At 60.3% G+C, this 14,993-nt stretch carries 11 protein-coding genes and 1 pseudogene; 6 read left to right on the plus strand and 6 right to left on the minus strand.

All coding sequences use genetic code 11. The annotated features are described in order from the left end of the window. The 3 genes from repA (at position 1) to repC (ending at position 3,654) form a co-directional block, all read left to right on the plus strand. Complete coding sequence (repA, locus tag Amn_RS29910; RefSeq protein ID WP_286299363.1) at positions 1 to 1,206, plus strand: plasmid partitioning protein RepA; 1,206 nt, start codon at positions 1 to 3, stop codon at positions 1,204 to 1,206. A 114-nt stretch (positions 1,207 to 1,320) separates the two neighbouring features. Beyond that, positions 1,321 to 2,274 (plus strand): plasmid partitioning protein RepB, encoded by a 954-nt coding sequence (gene repB / locus Amn_RS29915; RefSeq protein ID WP_353622447.1) that lies wholly within the window; start codon positions 1,321 to 1,323, stop codon positions 2,272 to 2,274. Positions 2,275 to 2,445: 171 nt separating this feature from the next. Then, positions 2,446 to 3,654, plus strand: coding sequence for a plasmid replication protein RepC (gene repC, locus Amn_RS29920; protein WP_286299368.1), 1,209 nt, complete (start codon positions 2,446 to 2,448; stop codon positions 3,652 to 3,654). Between the two features lies 1 nt (position 3,655). Here the strand turns inward: repC and Amn_RS29925 are convergent, their stop codons facing one another. Together Amn_RS29925 and Amn_RS29930 are read right to left on the minus strand one after the other, a co-directional pair. Continuing rightward, positions 3,656 to 4,822 (minus strand): ATP-binding protein, encoded by a 1,167-nt coding sequence (locus tag Amn_RS29925; RefSeq protein WP_286299613.1) that lies wholly within the window; start codon positions 4,820 to 4,822, stop codon positions 3,656 to 3,658. A 210-nt stretch (positions 4,823 to 5,032) separates the two neighbouring features. Further along, entirely contained in the window at positions 5,033 to 6,283 is a 1,251-nt protein-coding gene (locus Amn_RS29930; RefSeq protein WP_286299370.1) for a site-specific integrase, read from the minus strand. Positions 6,284 to 6,408: 125 nt separating this feature from the next. On the opposite strand from Amn_RS29930, the gene Amn_RS29935 reads away from it, so the two are divergent. Next, positions 6,409 to 7,368, plus strand: coding sequence for a DUF1403 family protein (locus Amn_RS29935; RefSeq protein WP_286299372.1), 960 nt, complete (start codon positions 6,409 to 6,411; stop codon positions 7,366 to 7,368). Between the two features lie 2 nt (positions 7,369 to 7,370). Further along, complete coding sequence (gene scpB / locus Amn_RS29940) at positions 7,371 to 8,075, plus strand: SMC-Scp complex subunit ScpB (RefSeq protein ID WP_286299374.1); 705 nt, start codon at positions 7,371 to 7,373, stop codon at positions 8,073 to 8,075. A gap of 159 nt (positions 8,076 to 8,234) precedes the next feature. Here the strand turns inward: scpB and Amn_RS29945 are convergent, their stop codons facing one another. From Amn_RS29945 to Amn_RS29960, 4 genes and pseudogenes are all read right to left on the minus strand, one after another. Next, positions 8,235 to 8,939: an IS6 family transposase gene (locus Amn_RS29945; RefSeq protein WP_286299375.1), complete on the minus strand. Its 705-nt coding sequence runs from the start codon at positions 8,937 to 8,939 to the stop codon at positions 8,235 to 8,237. A gap of 36 nt (positions 8,940 to 8,975) precedes the next feature. Next, a complete protein-coding gene (locus Amn_RS29950; RefSeq protein WP_286299377.1) occupies positions 8,976 to 9,212 on the minus strand; it encodes a hypothetical protein in 237 nt (78 codons plus the stop codon). 1,016 nt (positions 9,213 to 10,228) lie between these two features. Next, positions 10,229 to 11,221: pseudogene (locus Amn_RS29955) on the minus strand (lyase family protein); the annotation flags it as partial. Positions 11,222 to 11,266: 45 nt separating this feature from the next. Then, entirely contained in the window at positions 11,267 to 14,233 is a 2,967-nt protein-coding gene (locus tag Amn_RS29960) for a Tn3 family transposase (protein ID WP_286299379.1), read from the minus strand. A gap of 163 nt (positions 14,234 to 14,396) precedes the next feature. Here Amn_RS29960 and Amn_RS29965 point away from each other — a divergent pair, with 163 nt between their 5' ends. After that, positions 14,397 to 14,978: a recombinase family protein gene (locus Amn_RS29965; RefSeq protein WP_286299618.1), complete on the plus strand. Its 582-nt coding sequence runs from the start codon at positions 14,397 to 14,399 to the stop codon at positions 14,976 to 14,978. The last annotated feature ends 15 nt before the right edge of the window (positions 14,979 to 14,993 follow it).

A 14,993-nucleotide genomic window follows, 5' to 3' on the forward strand; every position in this document is an offset into this window, starting at 1 on the left:
ATGAATTTGGTACCCAACCACGACGTCGAGTTCGACTTTGATGAGGAGATTCTCGAACAAGGGGAACTCATCTCAGACAAACTCAACATGCTCCGTCTGGAGCAATATCCCCCAAATGCCTTGAAAGGGCTACGGCAGTTTTCGTCGGTTGAAGTCGCGGACTTTATCGGTGTCACTCAGAACCATATCAAGAAGCTTCACCTGGAAGGGAAGGGGCCTGCGCCTGAGGTTTCCCCGTCTGGCCGCCGCTCCTATACGGCGCAGCAGATGCTCGAACTGAGGCAATACCTCGACAAGCATGGCCGCACCGACTTCAAGCGTTATGTTCCGCATCGCCGTCAGAGTGAGGCGCTGCAGGTCATCTCCGTCGTCAATTTCAAAGGTGGCAGCGGAAAGACTACGACCGCAGCACATCTAGCGCAGCATCTGGCTCTCACCGGACATCGCGTGCTTGCCGTCGATCTTGACCCTCAGGCCTCTCTGTCAGCTCTCCATGGCATACAGCCAGAACTCGACAAGAACCCGTCTCTCTATGAGGCGCTTCGCTATGACGGCGAACGGAAGTCAATCAAGGACGTGATCCGGCCGACCAACTTCCCTGGGCTCGATATCGTGCCCGCGAACCTCGAGCTGCAAGAATACGAATACGAAACACCGCTGGCTGCGACCAGCAAGAACTCCACTGAAGGCAAGCTGTTCTTCACCCGGATCTCCAATGCCCTCAAGGAGGTCGACGATCGGTATGACGTGGTGGTCATCGATTGCCCGCCGCAGCTGGGCTATCTCACGCTGACGGCATTGACGGCTTCGACGTCAGTGCTCATCACCGTCCATCCGCAGATGCTCGACATCATGTCGATGAGCCAGTTTCTGCTGATGCTCGGAGGCATCTTACAGTCCATCAAGGGGGCAGGGGCAGGGGTCAAGCTGAAGTGGTTCCGCTACCTCGTCACGCGCTACGAACCGACCGATGGACCACAGGCTCAGATGGTCGGGTTTCTGCAGGCACTGTTTAACAAACGGATGCTCAAGAACCAGATGCTGAAATCCACCGCCATCTCGGATGCGGGCATAACCAAGCAGACATTGTACGAAGTAGAGAAGAGCCAGTTTACGCGTTCGACCTACGACCGGGCAATGGAAAGCCTCAACCTGGTGAACTCTGAAATCACCGGGCTCGTCCACCAGGCATGGGGACGCAGATGACAATTTTGACAGCCGTGCAGAACGCCGTTTTTCTGCGTGAAATCAAATTGATGAGCTGGAGTTTCGGAGGCGGCAATGGCTAGAAAGCATCTTCTGGCAAGTGTGGCTGCGTCAATGGCTGGCGACAAGAGTGAAACGGCCCATTCGGCTTCGGAAGCTCGCTCGCAGTATGCAATGCGCGGCGCCTCTCGTTCCATGATCCAGTCATTGGACGAATTGGCCGAGAACTCGCTGCGGATGATTGATGGCGAAACGGTTGTATCGCTTGATCCGGCATTGCTTGATGGGTCGTTTGTTGCTGATCGCATTGGCGACAACGACGAAGAATACCAGCAGCTGCGCGATGCAATTCGGCGTTCGGGGCAATCGACTCCAATCCTGGTCCGGCCGCATCCTGATGACACACAGCGATACATGATCGTGTTCGGGCATCGTCGCGCGAAGGTTGCCAGGGATCTTGGCACGAGCGTGCGAGCGGTGGTGAAGCCATTGGCTGATATCGAGCATGTCCTCGCCCAGGGGCAGGAGAATACGGCCCGCGCCGATTTGTCGTTCATCGAAAAGGCTCTTTTCGCGCGAAAGCTTCTCGACAGCGGCATGACAAAGGATGTCGTTAAATCCGCCCTGACCATCGACGATACGCTACTCTCTCGTATGAGTTCGGTTGCAGAAACCGTTCCCGAGGCAATCCTCGAGGCAGTGGGTGCTGCAAAGGGCGTTGGGCGCGATCGGTGGGAAGAACTCAAGAAGATCGTGCAGGTCCCGGCCAATGCCGCTAAAGCCGTCGCGTTCGTTGCTACGGAGGAGTTTGCGACAGGAAATGCGAGCGATGAGGCCTTCAACGCCCTTCTGGGTTTCCTGAAGTCTCAGAGAGCACCCAAGAAAGCCAAGGTGTCCGCAGCGCCCAATGTCTGGGCCGCCGGCGACAAATCGGTTTGCGTGTCGGTGAAGAAGACACCGAAGAAGGCGTTGATTGCTGTTGAGGCCGCGGACGGCCCGCGCTTTGCTGATTTCATCACGGACCAGCTGGACAGCCTCTACGAGGCTTTCAGGCGGGCAGAAAAGTAGAAAACGGAGACATACCGCAAAAGAAAAAGGCCCCCAAAAACGTTGCCGTCGTGGAAGCCCTTCTCATAGCGTGAAGAACTAGAGAATCGCATTTCCCCGAATCAGTGTCAAGAGTCACGGCACCTAACTGGTGAGCAGATTTCTTTTGCCTCTTTGAAAGGCAGGGAAATTATGGATCCGCATATCTCGGCGACGCCCTTTGGGCGGCGGTCGTTGTCGCTTGCCATGGTGGCAGGTCAGATGGCGGCCGACAGCTGCGCGCCTGGCGCCAGCTCCAACAAATGGCAGGTGTTCCGTGCCGTCTGCGAGGCCAAGCAATTGCTTGGCGCCAGCGATCGCGCCCTTGCTGTTCTCAACGCGCTGCTGAGCTTCCATCCCGACACGGATCTCGTGGAAGGGGAGGGGCTGGTGGTATTTCCGTCCAATGCCCAGCTGGCGCTGAGGGCGCATGGCATGGCGCCGGCGACGCTCAGGCGGCATCTCTCGGTGCTCGTCGACTGCGGCCTGGTGGTGCGCCGCGACAGCCCCAATGGCAAGCGCTATGCCCGCAAAGGCTTTGACGGTGCGATCGAGCAGGCCTTTGGCTTCGACCTGACGCCGCTTCTGGCCCGTGCCGAAGAATTCGAGCGCATGGCCGAGGCAGTGAGGGCTGAGCGGCGGTCGCTTCTGCTCGTCCGCGAGCGCATCACCATCCTGCGTCGTGACATCGCCAAGATGATCGCATTCGGCCTCGAGGAGGGCATTGCGGCTGATTGGCCACGCCTGCATCTCAGTTATCGTGACATAGTGGCGGCTATTCCACGCACGGCGAGCCGGCTCGAGCTCGAACCGATTGCCGCCGATCTGGCTGCGCTTGCCCAGGAGGTACGCAAGGCGCTGGAAAGTCACGTAAAAACTGAAGAAACAAGCGCCAATGAGTCTCATTCCGAGCGCCACATACTGAATTCAAATACACACCCCCATGAATTTGAACCAGGCCTCGAAAAAGGCCAAGGGACGGCCGCTGCGGTGAAACCTGAAACCAGGAGCCAGCCGCCAACGGGTTATCCGCTTGGCATGGTGCTGCGTGCCTGCCCTGACATTGCCGACTACGCACGAAACGGCATTTCGGGCTGGGCGGATCTGGTGGAAACGGCAAATCTGGTGCGCGGCGCCCTCGGCGTCAGCCCGGATGCCTGGAACCAGGCCTGCGAGGCGATGGGGGCGGTGGATGCCGCGATCATGGTGGCGGCGATGCTGCAGAAGGGCGAGGCCATTTCCAGCCCGGGCGGCTATCTGCGCAGCCTGACGGCGAAAGCGCGGGCCGGCGAATTCTCGATCGGGCCGGTGCTCATGGCGCTGCTGCGCGGCAGGGGAGGGGCCCAGGCCAAAGCGGGATAGATCAGTGCAGCTTTGCGAGCTCAGCTGCGACCACGGTCAACGGCATCGCCTCGACGTCGTGGGGCAGCGGATAGGTCTCCGTGCCGGGGTAGATGAGGATGCGGCGGTCTGGCCTGATGTCTTCGGCTGCTAAATGGAAACCTTTCTCGACCTTCGGTGACAGGCTGCGTTTGATTTCGATCGCCCACACGGCTGCGCCTGGCAAGGTGAGAAGGACGTCGATTTCGGCGCCGGCCGATGTGCGGTAGAAATTTATGCCAGTGCCTTCGGGAACTGCTGCCGACAGGGTCTCGATGACGAAACCTTCCCAACTGCCGCCGGCGACAGGATGACCCAGAAGCTGTTCCTGTGTGCCGAGACCCAGCAGTGCATGAGTGAGGCCGCTGTCGCGGACGTAGATCTTGGGCGATTTGACCAAACGTTTGGAAACATTGGAGTACCAGGGCTCGAGGCGGCGGACGAGCAGCAGATCGACAAGAAGGTCGAGATATGAAGCGACCGTCTTGCCATCGATGCCCAGTGCCCGGGCAAATTCCGCGGCATTGAGCAAGCCAGATTGGTGGTGGGCGAGCATTGTCCAGAAGCGGCGCAGGGTTTCAGCTGGAATGCGAGGCCCCAGCATAGGTATGTCGCGCTCCAGATAGGAGCGGATGAAACCCTGTCGCCAGCGCAGGCTGGCTCGGTCATTAGGCGCAAGGAAGCTTTCAGGAAACCCCCCACGCACCCAAAGGGAGGAAAGATCCCGTGGGGCAACCTCCAGGCCATCGAGCGGGTGCATTTCTAGATAGGCAATGCGGCCGGCAAGCGTCTCGCTCGATTGCTTCATCAGATCGATGGAGGCCGATCCGAGCAACAGGAAACGTCCGGTCCGCAAGCCAGCACGGCGACCGCGGTCGATTAGGCCGCGCAGATTCTGAAACAGCCCTGGGAGCCGGTGGACTTCGTCGAGGATGACGAGTTTGTCTTCATGTCTTGTGAGATAGAGTTCGGGCTCGATCAGCTTGGCGCGGTCGGCATCAGATTCGAGGTCCAGATAAATTGAAGGCCTCGTCTCGCCGATTTCCAGCGCAAGCGTGGTCTTGCCGACTTGGCGGGGTCCCAGCAGCGCAACGGCCGGCGACGTGTCGAGCATTTCGAGGACTTCAGGGGTAATTCTGCGGATAATCATCCTTGCATTTATGGAGCCCTGCTCCATAAATGCAAGGTAAATGTCGCTGATAGCAGGGTATGGAGTGCTGCAGAGGGAGCTCACAGCGGCTACTTGCGGGTGGAGCTGAATTGCGGCGCAATAGGGGAGGGGATCGCTGATGCTGTGGTCATACCAAACTGATATGGACGCTCGCGCCGCTTAAGCGGGCGAGGAGGGCCGTTCCCTCAATCAGAGTCCGCTCGCTTTGGTGAGGTTGACGCGGAAGCGGTCGCGGCGGCGCTGGTACGTGCGGGTCATTTCTGCACTGGCATGGCCGAGCTGCTTCTGCACGTAGCGCTCCTCGACCTCGGCCGAAGAGGCAAGGCCAGCACGCAGCGAATGGCCGGCAAAAAGCCCGGTCCGTTCGGACTCGGTCAGATCGCCGCGGACGCCGGCGGCAAGGGCGGTACGTTTGACCAGACGGGCGATTTCCTGGTCGTTGAGCCGCTCGGTGCCGACCTTTTTGCCTTGACCGGTCACGCGGCGAAACAGTGGGCCATGGGAAATGCGGGCAAGGTTCAGCCAGGTCTCCAGGGCCACGACAGGGCAGGTGGAGTCGGCCGATCCACGGCCGATCTCGACCTCGCGCCAGCCGGTTTTTCCGCGCAACGTCACCAGCAGGCCTTTGGGAAAAAAGTCGATCCAGCCCGAAGAATCCTGGGTCTGATCGCGGCCGCAATCGAGGCCAACGATCTCGGAGCGGCGCAGCGCTCCGGTGAAACCGAGCAGCAGCATCGCCCGATCTCTCAGGCCGCGCAGGGTCCCCCTGTCGAGCGTCTCCAGCATGGCGATCAGATCTTCGGGCAGGAGCGCTTCCTTCTGCCGGGGAGGGCGGGCGTGGGCATTGCGGATGCCGGCCATGACGGTCGCGATGGCACGGTGTTTCCGGTCGAGCTTTTCTGTCCCGCGCTGGGCATAGTTCCAGCTCAGGGACGCGAGCCGTCGTTCGATGGTCGACACGGATTTTTTGTCGCCGATGCCGGCGCCGGAAGCGAGCGCGGTGATGTAGAGCCCGACGGTCTCGGGATCCGGCGGCATGGTGGCAAAACCCTGGCGCCGGGCCCAGTCGGAAAAGTGCTTCCAGTCGGCGGCGTAGGCGCGCCGGGTGTTGGCGGAACTGGCCGCCTTGACATAACCGCGCGCACGCTCGGCCAGCTCATCGAGCTGGCCCGGATGGCGGCGGACGGGCGAGACGTCGTCGGACGCGAGGGCAGGGGAGGTGCCTCCGCCGTCGGCACCGACGACAGCGCCGGGCTCGATGGCCGCCTCCGCCTGCCGGCCCATGGCCATCACGACATCGACGATGTCGGGCAGGTCATCGACGGAAACATCGTCATGACGGCGATTTTGACCCGGAACGGCGTTTTCAGAGGTGCTCTCTCGTCGAGGCGAACGCAGTTTGCTATGGTTTTCCGGATTTTGCGCGACGTGAGAGGCCATTTCGGCAGTAGGCCATCAAATGAATGATAAGGCAAGATTATCGTTCATGATTGGCGTATGACAGGCTGTGCGGTTTTAGGAGAGAGAGATAGCATAAAGCGCACGCCCCGTTTACCATAGCACGCATGATTCGAACCGACCCACGGCCTGCCGCTTCGTCTCCGCCGCTGCGTTTGCCGTCTTGGGCATTGCCGGGCGGGCCGGTCGACCACAAAACCGACGCCGCTTTCTTTGCCGGCGCCGCCTTGACGTCGCTCGACACTCTGGTGCGTTCCGAACCGCCCTGGGCCGGCGCCTGGCGCCAGCGGCTGGCGCTGAAATGCGCCGCCGCCGCCGTGCGCCTCGCCGGTCGGAGCGAAGATGAGAGTGCGCTCCGTGACGCCTGGTATCTGCGCTCTGCCGCCGGTGATCCCGGTCCCGCCGGCACCATTTTGGCCGCGTGGCGGCAGCTCGCGGCCCGGTCGGCGGTGATCGACACTGCGCGGCTGGCCGAAGTGGTCGTGCTGCTCGGTCTGCGCTGGGACGACGCCTTTGCCGATCTCCCGGGAACGATTAACGACCTGGTCCGCTCCGGCCGGGCGGCGCCGTTTGTCGCCGCGGCGATCGCCAGCCAGATTGTTGCCCTGTCGCCTGGCGCAGAATTGCTGGCCTGGTGGTGCGCCGATCTGGTGCTGGCGCAAAAACTGCGCTGGCCACGGCCGGCGCCGCTGCTGATGGCGCACGCTTTTGGCCCCGCCTTTCGTACGCAAGGACCGCGCGCGGCAGGAACACGCATCCGACCGGGAGGGGAAGGATTTGAAAGGGCGGTGTGCCTGGCGCTGGTCCAGGGCGCAGCCGACGCTTGTGGATTGGCTGGTGAGCTGTCGCGGCGCGCCGAGCGGCTTGCGGCAGTGATGCCAAAACTGCGCGCCAAAGGGGCTGGTGACGCGATCAAAAAGTTGCTCGACGACGATGCCGTGCCCGGCTCGCTGACCACCAAAACCCTGTCGCGGTTCGGGGCGCGCCGGCTGTTCGAGCGGCTACAAACATTCGAGGCGGTGCGAGAGCTGTCGGGTCGTTCCTCCTTCCGGCTGTATGGGCTGTAGCGATGGTCGGATTCGCCGCGCGCAAAGGGCAAAACGAGCAGCTCGGGCTGTTCGACCGCGAGCTCGAGCACCTGCCGCCGGAACTGCGTTGGCGTGAATGGATGGGGCGCGTCGAGGCGGTAATCTTTGCCGCCAGCACGCCGGTCACACGTAGTGTGCTCGCGGGAGTGGTTGGCAAAAGCTGCAACATCGAGCTGATCATCGACGACATTCGCGCCGAGCTCGCCGGGCGGCCCTACGAGCTGGTGTCGGTCGCCGGCGGCTGGCAGCATCGGACCAAAAAGGTTTTTGGCGACGCCATCCAGGCCGCCTTCGGCCAGCAAGGCCGCGAGGGCGAAAAAGAGCTGACTCAATCGGAAGCGCTGGTGCTGATGGGCATTGCCTACTTCCAGCCGATCACCCGCGGCGAGCTATCGTCGTTCTTTGGCAAGGAGGTATCGCGCGATCTGATCGGGGTTCTGCGCTCGCAGGATCTTATCGCGTCGGGACCGCGCTCGCCGCAGCCTGGCGCGCCCTATACTTATGTGACGACCAAGGCGTTCCTCTCCCACTTCGGCTTCGACACGCTACGCGACCTGCCGGAATTCGAGGCGCTTGAGGACGCCGGGTTGCTGTCGAAAGAGAGGCTGTTGGCCGGCGACATTCCGGCCGGGCTGGCTGGCGGGGAGGGCGACGATGAAGACAATGGAGCAAAAGTCGACGGCTGAAGAATCGTGCGAACATCGACAAGGGAAAAAACACGATTGCGCGATACAAATCGCGGTTGAAAAGTTAACGTCGCATGCGCGTTGCCGCGTGAATGGAGACCCGAGAAGGGTGTTGTCACGTTATCTGAAAATGATTGCGCTGATCCGGTGATGCTCAATTCACGCGAGTTTCCCAGCCGCGACGTTCCACTCCGCCATCGCTTGCAGGCGGTGAATGTAGATGGCGAGAGCAGAGCGTTTTGAGCGGGGCGGGACGAATAGATTGCGAAGAGCCGAGAAGATCGAGACGAAGCGCTGGAGGCTTCCTGGCGATCGGAAACCCTGCATCGTCCTTTCACGTTTTCGCAGCGGCAGATGCGAATTCTCGGCTCGATTGTTGAGCCTCTTGTGCGACCGGTGCTCGACGGCCGGCATCACTTGTCGCCTGGCTGCTCCATGGGATCGCAACTTGTCTGTGATCATGCGCTTGGGCGCGGCACCCTGTTTCTTCAACAGGCGCATCAGCAATCGCTTGGCAGCCTTGGTGTTGCGGCGGTTCTGGACGATCTCGTCAAGGACATATCCATCCTGATCGACGGCCCGCCAAAGCCAATGCCTCTTACCTGCGATGCCGATGACGACTTCATCCAGATGCCAGGTATCGTTCGGGCCTGGACGCTTCCTTTGGAGCCGGCGAGCATAGTCCGGGCCGAATTTCAGTCCCCATCGGCGGATTGTCTCATAGGAAACGACAATGCCGCGCTCCAGTAGCAGTTCCTCGACCAAGCGCAGGCTCAGCGGAAAGCGAAAGTAGAGCCATACCGCATTGGCGATGATTTGGGGCGGAAAACGATGGCGCTTGTAGCTGATGGACGAGGTGTTCATGCGTGTGCGTCTATCGCGGCCGGTCCGAACAAGCCGTTACCGTGACAATACCCAGTTGGTGTCTAAGGTAAAGCGACCGGACGCGACCTCCCGGCAAACCCAGACAATTTGACCGTACTGATTGTAGAAGGCGTCCCAATCAGCACCTTGGTAATAGATTGGGCGATAGCTTCCTCCACCCCCGCAATCGTTGTTGGCGCAGACCGCCACCGCTGCGCCAACTGCCGCAATGGCGACACCAGCTGCGATAGCGTTGTTTTGGTTGTTGACCATCTTCACGCACCGGGGCGCCGAGACCGATCTACTTGAAAGCTCGACATAGAGACGGCGCTCGACCAATTCTTAGCAAAGTCTCGTCCGGTCAAGTGCGCGTTCGTCGGGTGGGATCAATATGGCCGCTTTGTCGGCAACTGCATTCGTGCCGACCGCCAATCGGTTGCCGGTTGGCTGGTCGAGAGCGGCCACGCACTCTATTGGGCGCAATATTCGGGGCTCGAATATGCTGGCCACCAAGTCGCGGCAAAAGATGCCAAGCGCGGCACCTGGCAGGGACAGTTTCAGAAACCATTGGACTCGCGGGCAAACTACACTGACGACATCGCGCCAACTGCTGTGGCGCCGAGCCCGAGCTTCACACTCCTGGGCTCATCGTCGTGTGACATCAAAGGAAATATCAGTGCTGATGGCGAGCGCATCTACCACACCCCTGGTCGAAAGTTTTATCGCCAGACTATGGCGCGCAAGCCTGCATAACAGCCCTCTTCCATAGCCGCGCGATGCTGATCTCAGAACGGTCGCAAATAGTTCAGTTGGTTGAGGTCGAAATCTTCGAACAAATGCTGGAAGTCATCCTCGCTGTCGCGGCCCGTGGTGGAGTGCGAGATGCCATCGAGCACGTGGAAGGATGCGACGATGAACGCTCTCCCCCTTTGGCTGCAGTAACGACGATTAGGCCAGCAGTCGGCAGGAATTTAGCCGACCCGCCACTGCATCCTCGCGCAACCCGTTGAGCATTTCCTGGCCCTCTCTCGCGCACAAATCAGGGCTGAGAGAATCCATGCCGCGTCTGCACCAAAACCGCTCCTCCCGATCGCTGCTTGCCGGAGGTCCAAGAACGGCGTTTCCATCGACCGACAGGAGCTGTTAACCGCTCTAGACCCTGCGCTAAGCGTTAGATTCCATCGACTGGAACTGGTCTTGGTACGGCCCCCAGTGCCATCTTGGAAACGCTCGCGTTCCGGCAGTTGGCAGGAGTTCCCTTGAGCCTTCCTAGAAAGGGGATGCCCGTCTCAGGCTATCGTGGACCGAGTCGGTCGCACCAAAAGGTGCAAATTCGAGATTTGTGCGATCAAATCCTCTGAGAGATCGTCCTGCTGCGAAAGAATGTCTCGAAGAGTCTTGCCTGTAGCCAGAACCTGCTTGGCCAAATCGACCGCGCGCTCATAACCGATCACCGGCGTCAGCGCGGTGGCCACTGCCGTGCTGGCTTCAAGATGCCTGCGGCAGGTCTCTGGATTCGCTGAGATGCCAGCGACGCATCGGGTGCGTAGCGTGTCGATCGCATTGGAAAGCAGCTCGATCGAATGCAGCGCATTATAGGTGATGACCGGCTCCATGACGTTTAGCTGTAGCTGTCCGGCCTCCGAGGCAAGCGTGATCGTCAAGTCGTAGCCGATGATCTGATATGCCACCTGATTGACTACCTCGGGAACGACCGGATTGACCTTGCCCGGCATGATCGACGAACCGGGCTGTAGAGCGGGCAGATTGATTTCGTTGAGACCACCGCGCGGCCCGCTGGAAAGGAGCCGAAGGTCGTTGCAGATCTTTGACAGCTTTGTGGCGGTTCTCTTCAGCATTCCCGAGAAGAGCACGAAGGCCCCAGTGTCCCAGCAGGCTTCGATCAGGTTGCCGGCGGACTCAAGCGGAAGGCCAGTGATCTTGCGAAGTTCTTCAAGCGCGGCAGCCTGGTATTCGGAACTCGTATTTATTCCGGTTCCGATCGCGGTTCCGCCGAGGTTCACTTCCCGAAAGAGCGATACTATTTCCCTAAGCCGGGTGACGTCCTCGCGCAACGTGATAGCGAACGCCCCGAACTCCTGTCCTAGCGTCATGGGCACCGCATCCTGCAATTGCGTACGGCCGAGCTTCAGTATATCGGCAAAGCTTTCCGCCTTCGCCTCGAACTCAGCCGCAAGAAGCGCCAGCGCATCGTGAAGTTGCTCATGCGAAAAAAGGATCGCGAGGCGGATGGCGGTTGGGTAGACGTCGTTGGCGTCACGACACGAAAGTGGTGAATCTGCCCGACATTTGAGAACATACAGTGATCAAGAGACCAGCATGGACGTCTCGCGCCGAAGCGGCCTGAGTTCGGGGCTGTCAGTCGGAGTCCAGATGTAATCGCCGGTGAGGCTGATATGCTGCCATCCGAGAGGCGTAATGTGCTTGATCACGTCGGCCGGCGTCGCAATGCCTTCGCGATTGAGCTCGGCGAAAGTCGGTTCGAGATAGAGCGTATTCCAGTAGACGATGGCGTTGATGAGCAGGTTCAGCCCGGACGCTCTGTAGAACTGGCTCTCGAAGGTTCTGTCCCGCAGTTCTCCGAGCCGGTTGAAGAACAGCGCCCGGGCCAAGGTGTTCTGGGCCTCGCTCTTGTTAAGGCCGGCAGTGGCGTTCCTGCGCATTTCGGGATTCTGCCACCATTGGGGTAGGAAGATGGATCGATTGATGCGTCCGATATCGCGCAAGGCGAGCGCCAGTCCGTTTTGGCGCGGGAATGCGGACAGTTTCGCCAGCAAGGTCGAAGGTCGCACCTGGCCGGAACGGATAGTGGTAACGAGACGCAGGATGTCATCCCAGTTTGCCTTGATCCGCTCGACGTTGATGGGTTCGCCGACGAGCGGTGCGAGGTTTTCGGGAGGCGTGTCGCCCGGGAATAGATAGAGCCGGCGATCCTTGAGGCCGCGCAACCGGGGCACGAGCTGGAACCCTACAAGATGGCAAAGAGCGAAACTCATGTCGCTGACCCCGCCGGTGTCGACATAATGGGTTTCGATGGCGAGGTCGCTGCCATGATAGAGCAGACCGTCGAGAACGTAGATGGCCTCGCTCGCATTGGCGTTCATTGCGATGATATGGAACGCGCCATACTGGTCGGAGGTGAAGCGATAGAATTTGGCGCCGGGGTTAGGGCCATAGCGGGCGTTGAGGTCGCCGATCGCCTCGGCGTGCCCTCCCGCCGGAAAATACTGCCCGTCCGAGGATGAGGTGGTTCCGTCGCCCCACAATTTCGCGAGAGGCAATTGCCTCTGGGCATTAACAAGAATGGCATGAGCGCCGGCGTGGCCCTCCTCCCGGATATGCCAGTCGTGCGCCCAGGCGAGCTGGCGCATCGTCAGCCCGGGGGAAACATCCGCCATTCTGGTGAGTCCGAGATTGATGCCGTCCGCCAGAACGGCGGTAAGCAGGGCAAGCTTGTTGTCGGCTGTGCGCCCGGTGCGCAGATGGGTGAACGCGTTGGAAAATCCTGTGCGAGCGTCCACCTCAAGCAGCAGGTCGGTGATGCGGACGGCAGGCAGGCGGTTTTCTACCTTCGGTTTCAGCGATTTCGCGATGTCCGGAAACATGGCCTTGTGCGGCGTGACGCTGAAACCCGCACCGGCCAATTCGACATCGTCGAGCTCACCAGCTTCCGCCAGGCGGGAAAGCTCGCTCAATCCATCGTTCAAAGTCTGACGCTGCTGCTTCAGATAGGTTTCTACATCGGTATCGACGGCGACTGGAAGCGGACCTTCCTCGCGCATCAACTCGAATGTCGGCTCCGGAATGAGGAAGCTCTCGAAGGACTGGAAACGTTTGGCACCCTCCACCCAGACATCGCCGGCGTTGAGGCGGCGTTTCAATTCGCTGAACAGGCACAGTTCATAGGCCCTGCGATCGATCTTGCCATCCTGCAGGATGAGAGGCATCCAGCCTCTCGGTGCAAAGGATATGGGAGCCCTGTCGGGTATTGCTCTTTTCCCTTTGCGGTACAGATCAGCGACCATGGATAGCGCGCGCAGGAGATTCGCCGCCACCGCGTGGCCACGAAACACAAACGTCGACAGGAACTCCGGCGCCATTTTCCGGATCGTTGGATAGCGCTGGAGCATTTCGATTTTGCCATCGATGCTGTCGGGGGCAATCAGCGTGTCGACCGCCTGGACATTGGTCGTGAAGGTCGGCCATTGAATGACCGCTTCGATCGACCTGCCGATATCCTCGCCCTTCTGCCTGGCCTCGATGATCGCGTGGCAAACTTTCGAAACGTCCTTCAGCGGCTTTTGAACCTCCCGGACGGAGCGGGTGATGCGGGCGGTCGCCTGATTGTCGGCTCGCCGCGTCATGGCGCCGATCAGCTTCTTGAACACGTCGATTGCGCAATCGGTCAGATGGCGGGAAAGATGCAGGACTGTTGCCGCCAGCACGGCGTGCCGGCGTTCAGGATTGAGGTCGCGCAAATGCTGCGCGCTCATCCGCGTCCCTTCCGCGGCGAGTTCGTCAAAAACCTTGGCCGGAATGCGCTCCATCAATCCCATTGGCATGTTCAGTGACCGAAGAATCTGAACGCGTTCGGCTATCCTGTCGAGATTGATGGCGGTAGGTGACAATGCCGGTGTTCTCGCCCACGCAAGGATGGTCACATTCGTTCCCGCACGCGGGTCGAGAAGTTTGTCGAGGTCATGCTTCTGGCCTTCCGAAAGCCCGCCAGCCAGGGCCCGGTGAGCGATGCGGATGCCACGCCGGATTGCAACATGGATGATGGCTTCGAGTGCTCCGCGCGGCGGCAGGAGAATTCGCCGACGTCTCAATTCCTCGACAACCATATCCGCCAGAACATCGGCCCGGCGCAGGGTTTGCGCCGCAGGCGTCAGCCAGCCGGTCAGTGCCCGCACGTCCGAAGACGCAAATGGGCGCATATTCATTTTCTCGAACAACAGGGCGAGGTGCTCGCGGCGTGTCTGCGGACGATCGAAATATCGGGCGATCTCGCGATGATCGGCACCGATCTGCCGCGCCAGGAATCGCAAGACGCCGGAAGGCAGGATCTCACCATCCGCGAGTGGTCGGCCTGGAAATCGCAACATCGCCAAAACGCAGGCAAGTCCCAGCCGGTTCGACGCCTTGTTCTGTCGCATGACCAGATCGAGATCCGACTGGTCCAGCGTGTAGTGCTTGGCGATCTCCCTATCCTCATCCGGGATCGTGGTTACCTGGCTCCACCATGTTTCGCCCAGCAATGCTCTTCGAGCCATTCATCACCCTCCCTCTCGTTGCAGACGCTGCACCGAAGGGGAAAATGCCTGTCCGGCAAGCGGTCGTTTCGCAGCTTCCACAGATTTCGTCCGTAAACCTTGCCATTCGACGGCAAACCGGACATTGTCCGACTTCAATGAGAAGGCGGACAAATCACACCTCATGAGCTCGATCGGCTACGCACGGGTATCCACCGGCGACCAGGATACGGCGCTGCAACTCGATGCCCTGCGCAAGGCGGGCTGCGAGAAACTGTTCGAAGACAAGGCATCGGGTGTGAAAACCGATCGGCCGGGGCTGACTGAGGCCGTGCGCTATGCGCGAGACGGCGATACGCTTACGGTCTGGAAGCTCGACCGCCTGGGCCGATCGATGAACCACCTGATCGAGATCGTCACCGAGCTGGAATCCAAAGGTGTCGGCTTCCGCTCTATCACCGAAAACATCGACACCACGACATCTGGCGGTCGCCTGGTCTTCCATCTGTTCGGGGCGCTGGCCCAGTTCGAACGCGATCTCATCCGGGAAAGAACTCGCGCCGGACTACAGGCAGCAGAGGAACGGGGTCGACGGGGAGGCCGCCAGGCGGTTGTAACACCGGAGAAGCTCGCAAAGGCCCGGCAGCATCTGGCTGCCGGGCTGAATGTCCGCGAAGCCGCCGCCCGCGTAAAGATCGGAAAGACCGCGCTCTACGAGGCTCTCAAAGCCGAAAAATCAGCAGCATCTACCGCCAAGTCGGTGTGAGTTCTTCATACGTTC

Source organism: Aminobacter sp. Y103A (genome assembly GCF_030294925.1).
In the GTDB taxonomy this organism is placed as follows: Bacteria; Pseudomonadota; Alphaproteobacteria; order Rhizobiales; family Rhizobiaceae; genus Aminobacter; species Aminobacter ciceronei.

Coding starts and splice junctions, on each gene's coding strand:
- repA (WP_286299363.1), top strand. CDS start 1: ATGAATTTGGTACCCAACCACGACGTCGAGTTCGACTTTGATGAGGAG.
- repB (WP_353622447.1), top strand. CDS start 1,321: ATGGCTGGCGACAAGAGTGAAACGGCCCATTCGGCTTCGGAAGCTCGC.
- repC (WP_286299368.1), top strand. CDS start 2,446: ATGGATCCGCATATCTCGGCGACGCCCTTTGGGCGGCGGTCGTTGTCG.
- Amn_RS29925 (WP_286299613.1), bottom strand. CDS start 4,822: ATGATTATCCGCAGAATTACCCCTGAAGTCCTCGAAATGCTCGACACG.
- Amn_RS29930 (WP_286299370.1), bottom strand. CDS start 6,283: ATGGCCTCTCACGTCGCGCAAAATCCGGAAAACCATAGCAAACTGCGT.
- Amn_RS29935 (WP_286299372.1), top strand. CDS start 6,409: ATGATTCGAACCGACCCACGGCCTGCCGCTTCGTCTCCGCCGCTGCGT.
- scpB (WP_286299374.1), top strand. CDS start 7,371: ATGGTCGGATTCGCCGCGCGCAAAGGGCAAAACGAGCAGCTCGGGCTG.
- Amn_RS29945 (WP_286299375.1), bottom strand. CDS start 8,939: ATGAACACCTCGTCCATCAGCTACAAGCGCCATCGTTTTCCGCCCCAA.
- Amn_RS29950 (WP_286299377.1), bottom strand. CDS start 9,212: ATGGTCAACAACCAAAACAACGCTATCGCAGCTGGTGTCGCCATTGCG.
- Amn_RS29960 (WP_286299379.1), bottom strand. CDS start 14,233: ATGGCTCGAAGAGCATTGCTGGGCGAAACATGGTGGAGCCAGGTAACC.
- Amn_RS29965 (WP_286299618.1), top strand. CDS start 14,397: ATGAGCTCGATCGGCTACGCACGGGTATCCACCGGCGACCAGGATACG.